The organism is Dictyoglomus sp. (genome assembly GCF_049968615.1).
Lineage (GTDB): Bacteria > Dictyoglomota > Dictyoglomia > Dictyoglomales > Dictyoglomaceae > Dictyoglomus > Dictyoglomus turgidum.
Genome location: NZ_JBMFQK010000017.1, coordinates 1 through 19,314 on the forward strand (window position 1 = coordinate 1; position 19,314 = coordinate 19,314).

At 32.9% G+C, this 19,314-nt stretch carries 17 protein-coding genes and 2 pseudogenes; 6 read left to right on the top strand and 13 right to left on the bottom strand.

Going from position 1 to position 19,314, the window contains the following annotated elements; translation table 11 throughout:
• Positions 1 to 156: 156 nt before the first annotated feature.
• A complete protein-coding gene (locus ACP5QL_RS08930) occupies positions 157 to 906 on the top strand; it encodes a glucose 1-dehydrogenase (RefSeq protein ID WP_012582696.1) in 750 nt (249 codons plus the stop codon).
• An 11-nt stretch (positions 907 to 917) separates the two neighbouring features.
• Here the strand turns inward: ACP5QL_RS08930 and ACP5QL_RS08935 are convergent, their stop codons facing one another.
• Positions 918 to 1,877 (bottom strand): polysaccharide deacetylase family protein, encoded by a 960-nt coding sequence (locus tag ACP5QL_RS08935; protein ID WP_012582695.1) that lies wholly within the window; start codon positions 1,875 to 1,877, stop codon positions 918 to 920.
• Between the two features lie 199 nt (positions 1,878 to 2,076).
• On the opposite strand from ACP5QL_RS08935, the gene ACP5QL_RS08940 reads away from it, so the two are divergent.
• Together ACP5QL_RS08940 and ACP5QL_RS08945 are read left to right on the top strand one after the other, a co-directional pair.
• Positions 2,077 to 3,339 (top strand): MASE3 domain-containing protein, encoded by a 1,263-nt coding sequence (locus ACP5QL_RS08940; protein WP_272995688.1) that lies wholly within the window; start codon positions 2,077 to 2,079, stop codon positions 3,337 to 3,339.
• Between the two features lie 83 nt (positions 3,340 to 3,422).
• Positions 3,423 to 4,242 (top strand): annotated as a pseudogene (locus ACP5QL_RS08945) (HD domain-containing phosphohydrolase).
• A gap of 55 nt (positions 4,243 to 4,297) precedes the next feature.
• Here ACP5QL_RS08945 and ACP5QL_RS08950 read toward each other — a convergent pair.
• The 5 genes from ACP5QL_RS08950 to ACP5QL_RS08970 all read right to left on the bottom strand — a co-directional run bounded on the left by ACP5QL_RS08950 (position 4,298) and on the right by ACP5QL_RS08970 (position 9,126).
• Positions 4,298 to 5,938, bottom strand: coding sequence for a hybrid sensor histidine kinase/response regulator (locus ACP5QL_RS08950; protein WP_428127163.1), 1,641 nt, complete (start codon positions 5,936 to 5,938; stop codon positions 4,298 to 4,300).
• Positions 5,939 to 6,108: 170 nt separating this feature from the next.
• Positions 6,109 to 6,276: a PAS domain-containing protein gene (locus tag ACP5QL_RS08955; RefSeq protein ID WP_164931045.1), complete on the bottom strand. Its 168-nt coding sequence runs from the start codon at positions 6,274 to 6,276 to the stop codon at positions 6,109 to 6,111.
• Positions 6,258 to 6,437, bottom strand: coding sequence for a hypothetical protein (locus ACP5QL_RS08960; protein ID WP_012582692.1), 180 nt, complete (start codon positions 6,435 to 6,437; stop codon positions 6,258 to 6,260). The genes ACP5QL_RS08955 and ACP5QL_RS08960 overlap by 19 nt, the downstream gene beginning before the upstream one ends.
• Before the next feature lie 54 nt (positions 6,438 to 6,491).
• Positions 6,492 to 8,261 (bottom strand): YgiQ family radical SAM protein, encoded by a 1,770-nt coding sequence (locus ACP5QL_RS08965; protein WP_272995684.1) that lies wholly within the window; start codon positions 8,259 to 8,261, stop codon positions 6,492 to 6,494.
• Positions 8,251 to 9,126, bottom strand: a complete 876-nt coding sequence (locus tag ACP5QL_RS08970) for a cation diffusion facilitator family transporter (protein WP_428127169.1) — start codon at positions 9,124 to 9,126, stop codon at positions 8,251 to 8,253. The genes ACP5QL_RS08965 and ACP5QL_RS08970 overlap by 11 nt, the downstream gene beginning before the upstream one ends.
• A 444-nt stretch (positions 9,127 to 9,570) precedes the next feature.
• On the opposite strand from ACP5QL_RS08970, the gene ACP5QL_RS08975 reads away from it, so the two are divergent.
• The 3 genes from ACP5QL_RS08975 (at position 9,571) to ACP5QL_RS08985 (ending at position 11,850) form a co-directional block, all read left to right on the top strand.
• Positions 9,571 to 10,053 carry a flavodoxin gene (locus tag ACP5QL_RS08975; RefSeq protein ID WP_428127173.1) on the top strand — a complete coding sequence of 161 codons (483 nt, stop codon included), beginning with the start codon at positions 9,571 to 9,573 and terminating at the stop codon, positions 10,051 to 10,053.
• A 36-nt stretch (positions 10,054 to 10,089) separates the two neighbouring features.
• A complete protein-coding gene (locus ACP5QL_RS08980) occupies positions 10,090 to 10,338 on the top strand; it encodes a hypothetical protein (protein ID WP_272995690.1) in 249 nt (82 codons plus the stop codon).
• Between the two features lie 102 nt (positions 10,339 to 10,440).
• Positions 10,441 to 11,850 (top strand): glycosyl hydrolase, encoded by a 1,410-nt coding sequence (locus ACP5QL_RS08985; RefSeq protein ID WP_428127177.1) that lies wholly within the window; start codon positions 10,441 to 10,443, stop codon positions 11,848 to 11,850.
• A gap of 61 nt (positions 11,851 to 11,911) precedes the next feature.
• Here ACP5QL_RS08985 and ACP5QL_RS08990 read toward each other — a convergent pair whose 3' ends face one another.
• The 7 genes and pseudogenes from ACP5QL_RS08990 to ACP5QL_RS09020 form a co-directional block, all read right to left on the bottom strand.
• Positions 11,912 to 12,919, bottom strand: a complete 1,008-nt coding sequence (locus tag ACP5QL_RS08990; protein ID WP_012582687.1) for a glycoside hydrolase family 5 protein — start codon at positions 12,917 to 12,919, stop codon at positions 11,912 to 11,914.
• Positions 12,920 to 12,921: 2 nt separating this feature from the next.
• The gene (locus ACP5QL_RS08995) at positions 12,922 to 13,659 is read right to left on the bottom strand and encodes a tetratricopeptide repeat protein (protein WP_012582686.1); all 738 of its coding nucleotides are present in this window, start codon (positions 13,657 to 13,659) and stop codon (positions 12,922 to 12,924) included.
• Positions 13,660 to 13,669: 10 nt separating this feature from the next.
• Entirely contained in the window at positions 13,670 to 14,422 is a 753-nt protein-coding gene (locus ACP5QL_RS09000) for a class I SAM-dependent methyltransferase (protein ID WP_428127184.1), read from the bottom strand.
• Between the two features lie 120 nt (positions 14,423 to 14,542).
• A pseudogene (locus ACP5QL_RS09005) lies at positions 14,543 to 16,435 on the bottom strand (ABC transporter substrate-binding protein).
• A 168-nt stretch (positions 16,436 to 16,603) separates the two neighbouring features.
• A complete protein-coding gene (locus ACP5QL_RS09010) occupies positions 16,604 to 17,341 on the bottom strand; it encodes an MBL fold metallo-hydrolase (protein WP_428127187.1) in 738 nt (245 codons plus the stop codon).
• 21 nt (positions 17,342 to 17,362) lie between these two features.
• Complete coding sequence (locus tag ACP5QL_RS09015; protein ID WP_428127192.1) at positions 17,363 to 18,010, bottom strand: MgtC/SapB family protein; 648 nt, start codon at positions 18,008 to 18,010, stop codon at positions 17,363 to 17,365.
• 623 nt (positions 18,011 to 18,633) lie between these two features.
• A partial coding sequence (locus ACP5QL_RS09020; protein WP_428127195.1) for a phosphoribosylaminoimidazolesuccinocarboxamide synthase occupies positions 18,634 to 19,314 on the bottom strand: 681 nt, incomplete at its 5' end.

Genomic DNA, 19,314 nt, shown 5'->3' on the forward strand with positions numbered 1-19,314 from the left:
AGTCAAGCCCAGAACAAAGGCTTGCCTTTTCCTCAAGGGTCATTTGAGATATGAGCTTTTTTATATCCACACTCATTGGTTTACCTCCTTGAGTAAATGTTCTTATCAGTATATCAATTATATAATTATTTAAAAACCATTTAAGGAGGGATAAGCATGGGTAAAGTTGCCATTATTACAGGAGGAGGACAAGGAATAGGAAAAGCCATAGCAAAAAAATTCTTGGAAAATGGTATTTCTGTGGTTATTGCCGAAATTGATGAAGAGGCAGGAAAAGAAACAGAAGAGGAATATTCAATATTAGGAAATATAAAATTTATTAAAACTGATGTTTCTAAAGAAGAGGACGTTATAAATATGGTAGAGGAGACAGCAAAAAGTTTTGGAAAAATAAATTATCTTATAAACAATGCTGGAATCTCTATTAACAAACCCATTTCAGAATTAACCCTTGAGGAATGGAATAGGGTTTTAGGAGTAAACTTAACGGGAACCTTTTTATGTTCCAAATATGTTTATCCTTATATGAAGAAAGAAGGAGGAGTAATAATAAACATTGCATCCACAAGAGCTTTTATGTCAGAACCAAACACTGAAGCATATTCTGCATCAAAAGGTGGAATTTATGCTCTTACCCACGCCCTTGCCATAAGCCTCGGACCAGAGATTAGAGTAAACTGCATAAGCCCTGGTTGGATTGAAACTTCTGAATGGAAAAAGAAAAGTTTAAGAAGAAAACCAGAATTAACAGAACTTGATCACAAACAACATCCCGCAGGAAGAGTAGGAAAGCCAGAAGATATTGCAAGCTTAGTGCTATTTTTAATATCTGACGAAGCGGGATTCATCACAGGAGCAAACTTTATTGTAGATGGTGGCATGACAAGAAAAATGATTTATTTGTAAAGATAGGTCTTTTAACTCCTAACTTTACGAGGAATAGACTGAACCTTGTGAGGTATAATATACTTAAATAGAAGGGCTTGAAATCTTGAAAAAGTCATATTATAGGAACCAGCATTTAATCTTTTTATTAAGATATATTTTGATTTAGCTGTTTTATTTATTCCTTTTTCGGTAGTGTAAAAAACCTCATATCCTAAATTTTTACCTATTTCTAACAATTTCTCATTGTATGCCCCATAAGGAAAACAAAAATCCTTAACAGAAATACCTAAATTATTTTCCAAAAGCACCTTTGAATACCATAGATCAAAAGCTATTCTTGTTTCATATTCCTCTTCGCTCTCTTTATAACCAAACAGCTCAAATTTTCTACCTACAAGGGCAGGAGCCTTCTTAAATATACCGATCTTTATTAAATAATGAGAATCATAAGAATGGGATCCAAAATATATCAAACCGCTTTTTAACATCTCCCTCATTTCATCCCATTTCAAGTGAGGAAAAGCTCCATTCTTACCAATCTTTGAAACAATAACAAAATTAATAGCAGGAATATGAAATTTCTTTAATATAGGGTAAGCATTCGTGTAAAAATTCTCGTAACCATCATCAAAGGTTATAAGAACTGCATTATCAGGTACATCTTCCCTTCCTTCCATAAATCTTCTTAAAAGGTCAGGAGTAATAAAGTGAAACCCCATATACTTTAAATATTCCATATGCTTTTCAAAAAGATCTGGAGAAAGGCTTATAGGTCCTAAAATCTTCCTATCCACTGCATGATAGGTCAAAACTATTACCGCATTGCTATAATAAACTCTAAAAAGGGGATTAAATTCGCTTTTTGAATTGATGTCTGCTCTCGGCTCTACATAAGCATAAGAAAGATGAAATATTACAAAAATTAAAATTAAAACCTCTGAAATGTACTTTATAATACTTTTTATTATCCCATTCTTATCTCTACCCATTTTTTGACTCCCCACTTTAACTTCTTGAAAGTATAATATAAGACTAAATTTTAAAACTGTCAAACAATGTAACCAAAAACTAAAACAATTTTCCATCACTCGATTATCTGCTAAAATATATGTATGAAAAATAGCATTACATAATTTAATAGCACTGTTAATTCTGCTTTGTATTATTTATTTTGTCAGCTATACCTATATTACCCATCTTTTATTAGAATTTTTGTCCATCTTTATGTCCTTTATCATCTTTATTGTACTAATCTCTCTACCCATGCCTGAAAGAACTCCATTTCTTCAAGTTATCGGAACAGTATTCCTTTCTTCTGCTATCTTAGATATTCCCCATACTATTTACTATGCTGGATTTACTGGAATAAGCAATACAGGTTTAAGTGTTATATTCTGGATGTTTGCAAGGTTCATTCAATCTTGTGGATTAATCCTTGCCATACTTCACTTAAAATATAAAAATCTAAACACAAGATTTACTTCTTTTACATTCCTATTTCCTTTGCTCTCCATACTTTTAATATTTCTTATTAAGCTTCTTCCTACTAACATCTTCTATGTGGAAGGTTTAGGGACAACAACCCTAAAAAGTGTCTTAGAAATTTTATATACTCTTTTATTTTTAACCTTTAGCATTAAAAACAAAAACAACCCTTATTTACTTTTAAGTGGGGTTATGTTTGCTCTAAGCGAAATAGCTTTTATAAAATATGCTTCCCTCTTTGACTGGACTTTATGGTTTGGACATATATTCAAAATTTTGGGAGTTTTTAACATTGCTTTCTATACTCTTACCAACTTTATTTATAACCCATTGAAAGACTATAAAACCCTTAGTGATAAATACAGAAGAGAGGGAGAAAAACTTAATGAGACCATCTCAAAAATTATATCTGTCCAAAATAATGCACTGGAGACCTTAAGTGAAGCCATAAATTGCAAGGATAGAAAAAGCTTAGTAGAAATTTTAAGAACTTTTTCTGAAAAAGAAAACATTGAAATCTCTGTCTTTTCCAGGGAAAAAAATATTTATAGTTCCTCCCTACATCTTCCAAATGCCATTGAAGGATATGATGCTAAGAAATATTGCAAAATAGAAGGAAACGAGACTGTAATTTTTATTGAAAAAAAAGATGAGATTATTACAAAAATCTATAGACTTTTTATTCTCTCTCTTTTCTCCATATTTGAGAAAATAAATTACATTGATAAGCTTGAAAATTTGGAAAAGGAAAGAAAAGAATTTATAAAAACTGTATCTCATGAATTTAGAAATCCTCTAACCATAATCTTTGGACAATCCCAAGTGTTAAAGAGTAGATTTTATAGTTCTCCTGAAAAAATTAAAGAAATAGCTGAACAGATAGAGATCTCTTCCAAAAGGATATCAGATTTAGTAGATAGACTTCTAAAGGTGGGTGAGGAAGATGGAAAAGATACTGGTAGTTGACGATGAACCCTTTATAAGAGAAACCTTTTCTTGCAGAAAATGGAGTTAAAGCTCTTAAAATTTTAGAGAAAGAAAATCCTGATATTGTTCTCCTTGATGTAAAAATGCCTGAAATGAATGGAATAACTACCTTAAAAAAATTAGAGAAACTAAAAGAAATATATTGGTGATTATGCTTACCGCATATGGAGATGAGGAAACCATGAAACAGTGTGCAGAAGCTGGTGCAGATGATTTCTTAGTCAAACCTATAGATATGACTACTCTTAAAATAAGAATAGAGCTTGCTAAAAGAGCAAAATTTTTTTATGCTTTTAGAGAGAGTTTTTTAGAAAGTTTAAAAACTTCTTATAAAATAGCAGAAGAAAGTATTAATAAACTTCTGCAAGAAAATAAAGAGTTAACCATGGAGCTTTTGGAAAGAATCAATCTCCTTGCTGAATTTAGAGATGATGAAACTCATGAACATACCATAAGAGTTGGAAATATTGCTTATGAATTTGCTAATGCCTTAGGTTTTTCCCCTGAGTATTGCTATTCCTTAAAATTAGCTGCCCCTCTTCATGATATAGGAAAAGTAGGAATTCCTGATAGTATACTTTTAAAACCAGGAAAATTAACTGCAGAAGAATTTGAAATCATGAAAAATGGAATGGAGCGGGATACCCTTATGGCTTAAAAGGAGAAGACATCCCTGTAGAAGGAATAATTGTCTGTATTGCGGATGCAATAGATGCTATGTTCTCCAAAAGACCATACAAGGATCCTATGCCAAAAGAAAAGATACAGGAAGAATTAATAAAACAAAAGGGTTTGCAGTTTGATCCAAAATTAGTAGATTGTGCTTTAGAAATATGGGACAAAATTCTTAAAATTGAAAAAGAATCCAATCTTTTAACCTAATTGTTCTTCTATTATCTTTAGTAACTCTTCTTTCTTAAAGGGCTTCTTTAAGTAACTATCTGCAGGAATATTGTTTATTTTTCATAAGTATAATCTTTAATTCAGGTAGCATAGCTTTAATCTCCCCAATAAGTACATCCCCTTTTACGTCTGAGAGGTTATAATCCACAATAGCAAGGTTTATTAACTCCTTATTCTCCTCCAAAATTTTTACAGCTTCTTTTCCATTTTCTGCCAAAAGTACGTTGAGATTATTCCTCTCCAACATATCTTTTACTATTTCCCTAATATGCTTTTCATCTTCAACTACTAAAACATAACTCTTTTTTTCAGAGATCTCTTTTCTATCTTCCTCCTTTTTATTTTTATGATTGCTTATAGCTGGAATATATACTTTAAAAACAGTTCCCTCCCCTTCCTCACTGTATACATTTATAAATCCCTCGTGCTCTTTTACAATAGTGTAAACCGTAGAAAGTCCTAAGCCCGTTCCTTTCTCGCCTTTTGTAGTAAAGTAAGGATCAAAGATCTTGTCCATTACATCCTTAGGGATTCCTATCCCTGTATCTGCTACTGTAATCACCACATAATCTCCCACCTTTGACATAGGATTCCACTTAGCATAATCCTCATCAATATAAACATTTTCTACCTTTATAGTAAGAACTCCACCATTTGGCATTGCATCCTTTGCATTTACACAGAGATTCAGAAGCACCTGGTTTATAGAAGTAGGGTCTCCTAATATAGGATGAAGCTCTCCAGAAATTTCAATTTTTATATCTATATTTTTAGGAGTAAAAATGTTATTCAAGTCATGAGCAATGCCACTTGCAAGATTTCCAATACTCTCAAGTTTCTGAGCCCTATTCAACTGTTCTTGAAGCCTTCTAATGAAAGTAATATCTGTATTTCTTATAAAAATTTTATAACCCTCTTCTTCCTCATTTTTTACAAGCTCCATAAAACTCCCTACTAATATTCTTTCTCCGCCACTTTTTCTTTGTTCTATCTCTCCTATCCATTTTCCTTTACTGATAAGCTTCCCTTTAATAGTCTCATAAGAGTAAGAAAGAATCTTATTGATATTCTTTCCTAAAGCATCCATCTTAGATATACCATATAGTTTTTCTGCGCCTTGATTCCAAAATAAAACCTTGTCTTCCTCGTCTAATACAATTATTGCATCATCAGAAATATCAATTAATCTTAACAATTCTTGAATCTTTGCTATACTCTTTTTAGTCTCAAAGACTCTTGCAATCTGAACTGCAAGAGAGGGAGATAGTTCTGTCTTCTTTTTATCACATACGCCTATAAACTCATTCTCACTATAGATAGGTATGGCTATCAAGGAATTTAGATTAAATTCCTTTGCCAACTCTTTTCTTATAAATTCTGCTCTCTCTTGTAAGTTCTCTATTATTAGGTAATTTAAATTCATCCAGCATTTACCTGGAACCCCTTCTCCAGGAGAAAAAGAAAGTTCTTTACTTCTTTTATAAAACCCCTTATATTTATCTTCTCTTGCATAAAAAACGTTGGAAAGAATAAGCTTCCTACCTTTACTATCCAAAGTCCACATTTCTCCGTAAGGTGCAAAAAAGAACTCACAAACTTTTTTCAAAAAAGCATAGAGTGCAGAGTTAAAATCTCCATCAGTGATATCTTTTCCAAAACTTAATATTCCCTTCACTTTATTGTTCTCTTTAATAATAGTATTATTCCACAAGATAAATTCTTTCTTCTTTATTTTTAGTCAAAATGGGATTTTTAACCTCTTTTACTAGCAAAGACTCCTCTCCATTCAGAATCCTATAAAAAACCGATTCAATCTCATTCCTAACTCTTGAAGGTAAACAATTTTCAAACCAGTTTTTTTCCTAAAATTTCTTCTTTTTCATAGCCTAATAACTGGCATCCACGATCATTAATATACTGAATATTTCCAACTTTATTTAACATAACCACTATATCATTAGCTATACTAACAAGATTACTAAAATTCTCCTTTTCTATCTGAATCTTCCTAATAAGTTCTTCTTTTCTTTTCTATTTAGAGCATACACCAAAGGTATGATATTTGCATTTTTTACCAGAACATCTATAAACCGATGGGACAAAAATACCCAAAATATGCCTATAACAAGATATATAAGAATTATTCTGAGAATATTTTTAAGATTATCCCCCATTTAACTTCCCCTCCTTTTATACAGCTTAAATTATATAATTTTTTGTCTCATTTTTTAACCCAATAACTTCTCCAAAGGGAAAGGAATTTTTCTTTTATTTTTTATCAAAAACTCCCTATTCTTTTTATCTTTATACTGAACTAAAGCCCTTTGAAGTCTTCTTTCTTCATAAGTTTTTGCTACGTAAATTTTCTCTTTTCTCAAGGTATGATATTCGGTATAAAAGGAGCAAGATGCAGGAGTTAGAGGAAGAGGTGTATAATCCTGAATCTGCTCCAAATAGTGCCCAAGCCCCTTCACATACATGGCAAGATCCCATGCATCCTTAATGGTTGCACCAGGATGTGCAGATATAAAGTAGGGAATTATATAAAGTTCTTTTCCGTATTTTTTTAAATTTTTCTCAAAAGCCTCTACAAACCTTTCATATACTTCAAATTTAGGCTTTTTCATAATTTCCAGAACATGTCCCTTTACATGCTCAGGAGCAGTAGATAAATGTCCTCCAATATAGCCTTCTCTAATAATCTCCCTAATATATTCTTCATCCTTCAGTGCAATATCGTATCTTATACCCGAAGCTATAAATACATGTTTTACTTTTTCTATCTCTTTAATCTTTCTCAAGAGATTGATTTGAGCCGAATGATCAATCTCCAAATATTTACACACATCAGGAAAAAGACAATCCCTTTCTGGACATGATCCAGGAACATTATGAATTTTACACCTTAATTTATACATATTTGCTGTTGGTCCTCCTACATCAGAGATGGTCCCTTTAAATTCTTTATGTCTTGTCAATCTATAAACCTCTTCCAGAATTGACCTTTCGGTTCTTGATATTACCTGCCATCCCTGATGAAGATTTAGAGAACAAAAAGTACAACTTCCAAAACATCCCCTATGGGAGACAATAGAGGTTTTTACAGTCTCAAAAGCTGGAATTTTTTCTTTATATGAAGGATGAGGAAGCCTCATAAAAGGTAAAGAATAAATAAGATCAAGATCTTGAGATGTATAAGTGGGAGGAGGATTTTGAACAATAAATCTTTTCCCATCTTTTTGTACCAATATCTTTCTCTTTTTCATTCCTTCTAAAAGTAATTTTTGAAAATCATAATACCTATCCTTATCTTGAGAAACCTCTTCAAAAGAAGGGAGAAGGATATATTCTTTGTCTTTCATGAAACTCTCAAACTCTTTCTCACTTAGGGAGAATACAATTCCTGGAATTTGATAAATCTCATACCAGGATCTTTCCTCGGAAAGCATCTTGGCAATTTGTAAAGTTTGTTTTTCTCCCATTCCATAAACTATGATCTTTGCCCTAGAATCGAGAAGAATAGAATGCCTTACTTTATCATCCCAAAAATCATAATGGGAAAACCTACGAAGGCTCGCCTCAATTCCACCAAGAATTATAGGGACATCAGGAAAAATCTCATGGACAAAATTAGCATATACAATAGTAGCTCTGTCAGGTCTTTTTCCAGGAACTCCCCCTTCAGTATATGCATCTTCCTTTCGCCTAAATTTATTGGGAGTATAATTAGCAACCATAGAATCTACAGATCCTGCAGTAATACCAAAAAAGAGCTTTGGTCTTCCTAATACTTTGAAACTCTCTTTATTCTTCCAGTTAGGTTGAGGAATTATTCCTACCCTAAATCCAAAATATTCCAAATATCTTCCTATAACTGAAGCTCCAAAAGAGGGATGATCTACATAAGCGTCTCCTGTGATAATTATTATCTCAACTTCATCCCACCCTCTCTTTCTTGCTTCATAAAGATTTATAGGAAGAAATCTTTCAGTATTCACACTGGCACTCCTTCTCTTTAAGCAAATCCTCAGATTCTATCTCAATGGTTGAATGATGTATGTTAAATTTATCCTTTAAAGCCTGCTTTACTTGAGAAATTATTTTTTGAGCCTCTGAGATCTTTTGATCCTCAACCACCACATGGGCTGAGAAAAGATAATCCTTAGTAGATATCTGCCAAACATGGATATGATGTATATCTTTAACTCCAGAAATTTGGCATATGATTTTTTGAATTTCATTAATATTAAGTCCCTTTGGAGTTCCTTCCATCAATATATGTATGGTCTCCTTAATTAGATCTACAGAACTATATAAAATAAATCCCGCAATAAGAAGAGACATTATGGTATCCGCAACATAAAGTCTGTAAAAAATAATAAATAAGGCTCCTATAATAACTCCTACCGAAGATATGGCATCAGAAAGAAGATGTAAAAAAGCACCTTTAATATTTAAATTATGATGAGAATCTTCATGGAGAAGTGAGGCTCCAAGAATATTACCTACAAGACCTATAACTCCAATTATAACCGTTTGAATCCCTTCTACTTCCTTTGGAGATTTTATCCTACCAAAAGCCTCTATAATCAAAAATAAAAAAACTCCAAGAAGTAAAACACCATTTAAAAGGGCAGCAAGAATCTCTACTCTTCTAAATCCAAAGGTGTGATTTAAATTACTCTTTTTGTTTTTAGAAATTATTTCCGCAAGATAACTAATAAGCAAAGAAAAAAAATCGTTAATATTGTGAAGAGCATCACTTATAAGTGCTAAACTCCCCGAAAAAACTCCACCAAGAACCTCTAAAAGTGCCATAAAAAGATTTAAAAACATAGCTCCTAAAATTCTTTTAACCTCCATGTCTTACCTCCAAACCTTTTAAGAATACTCATAATTTAAAATTACTAAAAAAGATACTCTCTGAGATAATAAATACCATTAGTAACCGTGATGAGTCTAAAATTAGTTTTTTGCTTTACTACCCCTATAAAGTTTCCTATACAAACTCATAAGTTCACCATTAATACCCATGATAGTCCAATCATCTTCCCATTTTACAACCTGAAGATGTAATACTTTTAAGAAAAAGCTCTTCAACAATAACAATAGATTATAGCACTATATTTTGAATTATTTTACAGTATAAAGTAGAGAAAAGAAAACTTCTATATGAATAAAGAAACCTTATGCTCACTTAAAAAACCTTTACCCTCTATCTTTAATTTTTCGTTTACATTTCATTTGACTTAGAGTAAATTCCAAATTGTATACTCCCAATAAGAAGGATAAAGAGGAGGAAATTATATGTCTAATATACTTATTGTGTATTATAGTTGGTCGGGAAATACGAGAAAAATTGCAGAGATAATCCAAAAGGAAACGGGGGGAGACGTAATAGAGGTAATTCCAGAAAATCCCTACCCTTCTTCTTATAACGCTACATTAGAACAAGCAAAAAAAGAGATAAAAATGAATTATAAGCCTCCCATAAAAACAAAAGTGGAAGATATAGAAAAGTATAACATAATCTTTGTTGGCACCCCAAATTGGTGGAGCACCATTGCTCCTCCTATAGCAACCTTTCTCTCCCAACATAATCTATCAGGAAAAAATGTTATACCCTTCATAACCCATGGTGGAGGAGGACAAGGAAGAATAATAAACGATATTAAAAAACTATGCCCAGAATCTAAAATATTAGAGCCTTTCTCTACATACGAAGGTGGATCTAAAGACCTTAGAGAAAAGATCTTAGAGTGGCTAAAGAAATTACAAATTAAGAAATAAGAGGTGAAAATATGAGAATAAGAATGGATAGAATTTATAAAATGCATGAGATCTGCAGGAGTCGAGATAGAAGCCTTAGTAAAATATGTAAAACTTTTTCAAAAAGGAGATTCAACCTTAGAAGAAAGGAAAAAAATATTAATTGAACAAAGGGATAAACTCCAAAAGAAAATAGAGGAAATGCAAAAAGCCCTTGAAAGGTTAAATTATAAAATACAAGCCTACGAGACCTATATTAAAGAGGCGGAAGATAAGCTTAAGAAAAAAGAACTAACTGTAAAGTAAAATGTGAATAGTTACAATTATTTATTAAACTATATTTACTCCCTTCTTTATAAAGTGTAAAATAAATTAATTACATAAAGAAGGGAGGATGTATTTTCTCTTATGAAATTTTTATTAATTCTCCTCATTACTTTCATCCTAATTTTTTCTCTTAATTTTTCCACCGATGAAATAGTTGTTGAAGCAGAAAATGGAGTATTAAATGGTACCTATGTAGCAAAAAATCTCCCTGGATACCAAGGCACAGGTTATGTGGATGGGTTTGATAGGGACGGAGATTCCTGCACCATAACCTTTGAGGTCAAGGAGGCTGGAATGTATGAACTGATAATCGGATACGCTGCACCCTATGGATATAAAGAGAATTCTCTCTATGTTAATGGCGTATTCCAAACTAATGTAAAATTTCCTCCATCTCAAAGTTTCACAACGGTCTATGGAGGATTGATTCCTTTGAAAAGCGGAAAAAATACCATAAGCATAGTAAAAAGCTGGGGGTGGTTCCTTCTTGACTACTTTAAAATCAAAAAAGCAGAACTTCCCACTATGAATCCCACAAATAAATTAGTAACTCCCAATCCTTCAAAAGAAGCCCAAAAACTAATGGATTATTTAGTAAGTATATATGGAAAATACACTTTATCAGGACAGATGGGATATAAAGATGCCTTTTGGATTTGGAACATTACTGACAAATTCCCTGCTATATGTGGATTTGATATGATAGACTACTCTCCTTCAAGAGTAGAAAGAGGAGCTTCTTCAAGGGATGTGGAAGATGCTATAGATTGGTGGAATATGGGAGGAATTGTTCAATTTCAATGGCATTGGAATGCACCCAAAGGACTTTATGATGCCCCAGGAAAGGAATGGTGGAGAGGCTTCTATACTAATGCCACCAGCTTTGACATAGAGTATGCTCTAAATCATCCTGAATCAGAGGATTACAAACTTATAATAAGGGATATAGATGCCATTGCAGTTCAATTAAAAAGACTTCAAGAAGCGAGAGTTCCTATACTCTGGAGGCCTTTACATGAGGCAGAGGGTAGATGGTTTTGGTGGGGTGCAAAGGGTCCTGAACCTTGCAAAAAGCTATGGAGATTACTTTTTGACAGGCTTGTAAACTACCATAAGATAAATAACCTTATATGGGTATGGACCACTACTGACTCTCCTGATGCCCTGAAATGGTATCCTGGAGACGAGTATGTAGACATTGTAGGCGCAGATGTCTATCTTAATGACAAAAATTATTCTCCTTCTACAGGTATGTTCTATAATATCGTAAAAATCTTTGGTGGAAAGAAATTAGTAGCTCTCACAGAAAATGGAATTATTCCAGATCCTGATTTAATGAAAGAACAAAAAGCCTACTGGGCATGGTTTATGACCTGGTCAGGATTTGAAAATGATCCCAATAAAAATGAAATTTCTCACATTAAAAAAGTATTTAATCATCCCTTTGTTATCACTAAAGATGAACTTCCTAATTTAAAAGTTGAAGAATAAAACAAAATCCATAAAACAAAATCCCCCAAAGCCAAAGGAAGGCTTTGGGGGATTTATTTTATTATAATTTAGTTTCAGGTATAAGGGCTTTTAACAAAGGTATTCTCCATTCATTTTTTATAGGATCAAAAGCTCCAAATCCTGCACAAAATTCCCAGTATGCCCAAGCTATACCTCTTTTCTCAGCTGATCTTGCTACATAACTTGTCCATCTTACCCTTGAGTCCATATCTGCCTTAGAATACGCTCCAAATTCTCCCATATAAAGGGGTACTTTACCATTCCTTATGGACCATTCTACTGCCATATCAAGCTCTCTATCAATTTCTGCTTTTTCATCTTCCCTTCCCCACCATTTTACTCCCACAGGAGGAGAAGGCTGTACCCACTCAGCTCCCTGATGGGTAAAATAAAAGGGGTTATAATAATGGAAGGTAACTATAATATTCTTTTCGTCCTTTGGTAATCTTAAGTCTCTCAGAGCATAAACACTATTCCAATTCACAGGACCTACCACTATAAATCGATCAGGATTACTTACTCTTATCACTTTTATGGCTTCTGCTAAGTATTTATTCCATAGATCTGAAGTTAAATTCATGCAAGGTTCATTTAAAAGTTCAAAAATTAAAGTATTAGGATAATCTTTATAATGTTCCGCTATTTGCTTCCATAAAGCTAAAAATCTATTTTTATGCTTCTCAGGATACTGCATTATCTCCTCATAGTGATGAATATTGATCACCACAAAAAGATTATTCCTTAAAGCTTCATTTACTACATGATCTACTCTATCAAAAAATGATTTTTCTATAGTATAAGGAGGGTTCAAATCTGCATGAGCACTCCACCTTATGGGAATTCTAACATGTGAAAAACCTGCATTTTTGATGATCTTAAAATATTCATCTTTTATAACTACACCCCACTCCCCCTCTCTTGGGGCTTCAAGAGCATTTCCCATGTTTATACCTCTAAGGAGAGGTAGCATCTCCAATTTAAGTTCATAGGAGGTACAGCCTGCCACAAACAAAAGCAAAGCCAATAACAAGAATACTTTCAATTTCACTCCTAAATCCCCCCTAACTTTTCTAATTCCTTCTTAGCAAGATTGACCGATTCCTCATGAGTTTTTATCAACCATGGATGAGGATCGGATTTTACCACTCTAATAAACATCTCCTTAGCAAGATCTTTCTTTCCCATTTTCAAATATAAATATCCAAGTTCAAGATATATATTAGGATAGATTGGAGTATACTTTAAAGCTTCTTTCATATAACTTTCTGCTTTTTCGTAGTTATAAAGAGGCCATGGAACATCCCTATATCTCATACCCATAGCCAGAAGAGCAAAAGTCCTATAAAGAGGATCATTTAAAATCTCTATAGCTTTACTTATATACCTATCAAAATCCTTAAGCATAAATAAGCTTTGAACTATTCCCCTATATTGAGCAAGTCTTCCAATGGAAGCCCCTGCTATATACCATGCCCTTCCATTGTTAGGATCAAGCTTTATGGCTTTTTCCGCATAACTTCTTGCCTTTTCATAGATCTTTTCTTTTTCCTTACCTTCTACCCCCCAAAGCCCATATTCCAGATAAGAGTCCGCAAGAACAGTTAAAAGTTGAGAGCTTGTCAGGAGATCCTTATCACCTTCTAAAGTACTTATTAAAGCCTTAATCTTTTCTACGTCTCTATCTCTTCTTGCTTCAAAAAAGATCTTATTGGCAGTATCAAAATCTATGGCAAAAAGATTTGAAATAACAAAAACGGAAAGAAACAAAATTAAAAATAGATTTTTCATATTAACCCCCTTATACCTTTTCGGAAATTATAATCATTCTTCTTGAGTAAATACTTAATGGGCTACTATCATATCCTCCAAAAAACTTTATAACCTTCAATCCTAAACTTTCAAGAATAAACTTTATCTCGGTAGGAGCATAGAGCCTTATTAAAAAAGGCTTTTCCTTTTTTACCCCATCTCTTATTACTACCCTCTTGTTATATATACGCCCCTCAGTTATATCTACAATATTAAAATCAATCATATAATTACCCTCTCTCTCAATAACTACATAAGGTAGAAAATTTCTTAATATAAAATCTCTATTGCTTAAGTCTAATAAAAATTTACCACCCCTTTTTAGGGCTTTAGCAACATTTTTTAATATCTTCAAGTTATCCTCGTCTTCATAATACCCAAAGGACGTGAACATAGATATAACTACATCAAACTCCTCTTCAAAATCTATTTCTCTAATATCTTTTAAAACATATCTCACATTAACATTTAACTTCTCTGCCTCCTTCATTGCCATTTTTAAAAACTTTTCACTTATATCTACTCCCACCACTTCATGTCCATAAAGAGCAAGCCTATTTGCATGTCTTCCATAACCACATGCCATATCAAGAATTTTTTTAGGATCCTTCAAGTTAAGTTCTCTTCTAATAAAATCCACTTCAATCTGGGTTTGCTCATCGGTCAACATATCTTCATAAAAATAGAGATAATCTTCGGGTTCGAAAACTGCTTCCCAATTTGATTCAAATCTTTCTTCCATAGCAAAAATCCTCCAAGTTGATTAAGACCAATTTTTAGTAAAATTATACAATCACAAATACAAAATAAAAAGGGGACCTTTCGGTCCCCTTTTCCATATATTTTGTTGCTAAATTTACTTTTACTTTCTTCCTGTTGGCTTTAAGAATGGTAACATATACTTAAAGTTGGGCCAATGATGATATGGTATACAATATGGATTTTCTGCTGTTGGATAATTGGTCCAGTAGTATTCATCGTATCCTATCACTCCTAGATAAGTAAAGGTTGGAATTGTTGGCATTTCTTGGGCTAATATCTTTAATCCTTCCATACCAAGGGTCTTATTCTTCGGTGAATCCCAACTGATTTTCTGCATCTCTGCTATCACTTTATCCATTTGAGGATTGGTCCATCTGCACTAATGCCCTGGATAGTACTCGCCGAGAGGTCTATAATAAGATGAGTTGAATTGTTCCATAGTTCTATATAAGTCTGGATGTCCACCCCATGGCTCCCTTGCAGGCCATTGCCTAGAAGTTGATACCTCAAAATCTCCTACATTCATTAATGTACCATCATTCTCTGTAGCATATACTTCGGTCTCAATTCCAAACTTTTTCCAAACCTGAGATAATGCAAAGGCATTTCTATAGTTTACAGAAGCAGGATTCGGTGGAGTAAGAATTGTAATCTTCCAAGGCTTACCATCAGGAGTCAACCACTTACCATCTTTATCTCTCTTAAATCCATTCTTTATAAGTAATTTTTCTGCTATATCAGGTGCATATTTATACCATCCAATTCCAAAAATCTTTCTTATTTCATTAGGATCAGTAGGTACATTGTATCCTCTTTTTCTAGCATTCTCCGCTATTCTCATAGGTACATCAGGATCATATACTTTAAATGGTTTTCCATCAACAGTGATTGTCAAGTTCTTTAACCATGGCTCTAAGGGCTTGAAGTACCACTCCATATATGCAGGAGTTGCAGGTATATGAAGAGGTGAAACAGTTACCGCATAGTCATAAGCAAGACCTACATAATCAACAATATCTATTGTAAGGGTTAAAGCCCATCTTATTTCTTTATTATTCCATGGAGCCTTTGCATTGTTGAATATTACACCACTTACACAAGGATCTACGTTAAAAATGTATGGGAATTCTTTTCTATATGCCCTTGCATATTTATTAGTTTGAAGAACAGATCTCAATCCTTCCATGGTTAGATCTGCCATATCAAGTTGATGATTATTCTGAGCAAGAACCTGCTTTTCTGTTGGTCCATAGTAGTAGAACAATACATATTTGGGTTGAGGCATTCCAAAGAGCTTTCCTGTCGGAGTCCTCTGCCAATCTTCTCTTCTTTCCCAAAGTACCCAGTATCCACCTGGATCATAGCTATTAAGTACATAAGGACCAGAACTAATTGGAGGTTTAAAATCAAAGGCAATTGGATCTTTTACTTTTTCAAATACATGTTTTGGAAGAGGTCTACAAGCACCCCATCTATCTAAGAAATAAGTATGGAATCTTGCATTAGGTTTTTTAAGTTCAAATACTACCGTGTATTTATCAGTTTTGTATACCCTTTTTACATACTCATTAAAACTTGCATTATATCCCATTTCTTTATACTTCATAATTAATTCCACAGTGTACACCACATCGTCAGCAGTAAATTCTACCCCATCACTCCAATAGCAACCCTCTCTTATTTTTACAATCATCTTTGTAAAATCACTATTATAAATAGGTTTATCCTTTGCTAAAGCATTAATCACTTTACCTGTTGCAGGATCCACAATCCAAAGAGGCTCAAGCATTAATTGTTGAATTCCTCTATCAGGAGATCTCCATGTAGCAGGCCATACATTAAAGTTATCAGGTGATCCAATTCTTCCACTTAAAATATTTGCAATAATAGTCTCGTTTCTTGGAACATTAACAGCAAGTTGAGAGAGTCCCATCTGAGAAAAACTGATTAAGGATAGTAATAACAAGATAACAAATAACAATACCTTTTTCATAAAAAATCCCCCTTTTAACTTAAAAACTTGGTTTAATCCAGAATGATCCTTTCAAAAAAGAGGATTAAATTTTTCTATACCACCTCCTTATAAAATCATTTACGAAATCGTTTATTATGAATTTATAACAAAAAATTCTTTTTGTCAATAACTATTTTAATAAAATTTTTATTTAATGTTTTGAGGATTATAAACAAGCGTAGCCATACCATAATTCACATATAATCCTCCAAAATTACCATAAGGATAAGGTTCTCCCATAAGTTCACCAGAGATCACTTTTTCTACAGCTTTTATAAGATCAAATAAATATTCCCTTGGCACAGGAATACCATTTCTTTGAGCCAAATGGCCGTTATAGATTTTCTCAAATTCATTACTTCTCTTTGCAAGTTTGTGCAGACTCTCCAAATAACTACTTAAAAGAAGGCATCCTGGAAGTTGCATCCATGTATGTCCAGCTCCTATAGCATCACCACTAAATAGAAGTTTATACTTGTTATCCAAAAGAACAATAGAACCAGGAGTATGTCCTGGTACCTCTATAACTTCTAATTTCCTTCCCCCTATATCCAAAATATCCCCATCTTTAATATCTAAAAAATGGTCATATTTAATATCCATCTTAAAAATTTTTATAATCTCTATATCTTTATGATTCATATACACCTTCTCAAACTGGTTCACCTGCATTATATGATCCCAATGAGCATGAGAAATCACCACTTCTACATCTTTATTAGTAAGACTCCCTATGTACTTCTTAAGATCTCCTGTCCCCATTCCTGTATCAAAAAGTATTGCTTTATTTTCTCCAATTATTAAATAAAAGCTATCATCCCTATAATCAGAAATATGATAAACATTTTCCTCAACTAATCTTGAAATATATTTATCAGTTTCCATAACCTCCCTCCTTTAAAATTTCTAAATCAATTCCACATCAATAACAGAAGGAAGATCTGAAAGCCTTAAAAGTAATTCATTTTTTGTCAACTTTTGAGGAATCCTAACTAATATTTTTAAAGAAATTTTTCCTCCCCAGGAATTTCCAAGTTCTATCTGTTTTATGTCCACATTTAATTCTCCAAGAAGAGTCCCTATCTCTCCTATAGCCCCAGGCCTATCTTCTATTATCAAATTTAATCCCACATCTTGATGAGTACCTAAAAAAATCTTTTCAAGTTTTGTTGCTAAAACAAGTACTACTATAATAAAAATAGTAGCTATAAAAGCTGGAAAATATAGTCCAGCTCCCACCGAAAGTCCAATTCCAGAGACTGCCCATATACTTGCTGCCGTAGTCAACCCCTTTACAGTAAATCCTGTTCTTAAAATTGTACCCGCTCCTATAAAGCCTATACCTGTCACAACTTGAGCTGCTATCCTTCCAGGATCACCATTTCCTGGAAAGGCATAGGCGGATACAATCATAAAGAGAGTAGAACCTAAGGAAACCAATATATGAGTTCTAAGCCCAGCTGGTTTTTCCTCTTTTTCCCTCTCCCAGCCTATAACTCCAGAGAATAATGTAGATAGAATAAATCTTAATAATACATCCCATACATTTATCATAGTTTAGATTATATCAAAATTTTTATTCAATTTTCCGAGAGTATTATTTTTACACTTCAAAAAATAAATATAAAAAGAATTTAGTTTTAGCTAACACGTTTTTATTTAAGGTCATTAAATTTCTTACAAAAAGTATTGCAAAATTAATTAATAAAATATATAATTTTAATCAAAGAATAAACTCCATCCCAGTCAGAATTTCTTTTCTCAAAGGGAGCCCCTTCCAAGGGGCTCTTCATCTTCAAAAATTATCCACAGTTTTCTATAAAAACTACAAATATATGCTTATAAAAACAAAGACTTGTTGTAGTAGTAGGGACTGTGGACATTGTGGATAAAAGGAGAAAAATTACTTTTTAAAAGGTTTATAATTGTGGATAAGTTTTCAAAACTTTTCCACATTATCCACAATTCACAACTTATTCACAAAGTTATCCACAATTTGCTAAAGTTATCCACAGAGTTATCCACAACCTGTCCACAAAGTTATCCACAATTGTGGATAAAGTTAAGCACTTACTTGTGAGAAAGTTTTAAAAATGAGTCAAGAAAAGGTTTCATAAGGGATAAGGGGTTTTTTAAGGAGGGACAGTTTTTGCCCTCCTTAGAATTTAAATTTATTTTTAAATTAATTCCTTTACTCTGTAGAGTAGATCTTTCAGAGGGGAAGTTTCAAACCATTCTATTCCTGTAAGTTCATTGGCATATGCTTTATAAATTAAGGATATCAACTCTCTTATTTGCTTTGGAAGTTGAGGAGGAGAGCTTACATAGTCTTTCCAATGAAAACGATCTTTCTTTTTTGCCTCTTCTATTTCTTTATACCAATCGGTTTTTCGGTAATAGATTCTTGCAATTTCTTTGCTTACCGGTATTCCTTCAAAGGTAAATCTACATTCATCAAGAGTTCCTACCGCATCCACCACCATAAACTCTCTTTCAAGATCAAAAGCGAACTCCACCTTACCCTCTTCATTTATAAGCCCCATTTTTTCTCCTTCTTCTATGATCTTTTCGTCAATAAATAAAATCAAATTTTTTATCTTTTCAAATTCTTCTTTTGAAAAACCACTAATTTCTTTTGCCTCTTCATAGGAAAGATATCTATCATTTACTTCAAGCTTTGTCGAAAAATCAACTATAGGTTTTTGCAATTTAGCTCCTTTTTCAGGAATAGAGTGAAGTCCAAGATCCTGTAGTTTTAAAGATCCCTCTTTCAATCTCTCAAAAACTGATGATCCCTCAGGAAGAGAATTTCTGTAAATCACTTCTAAAGGAATAAGAAAATTCTCCTTTTCTTTTTT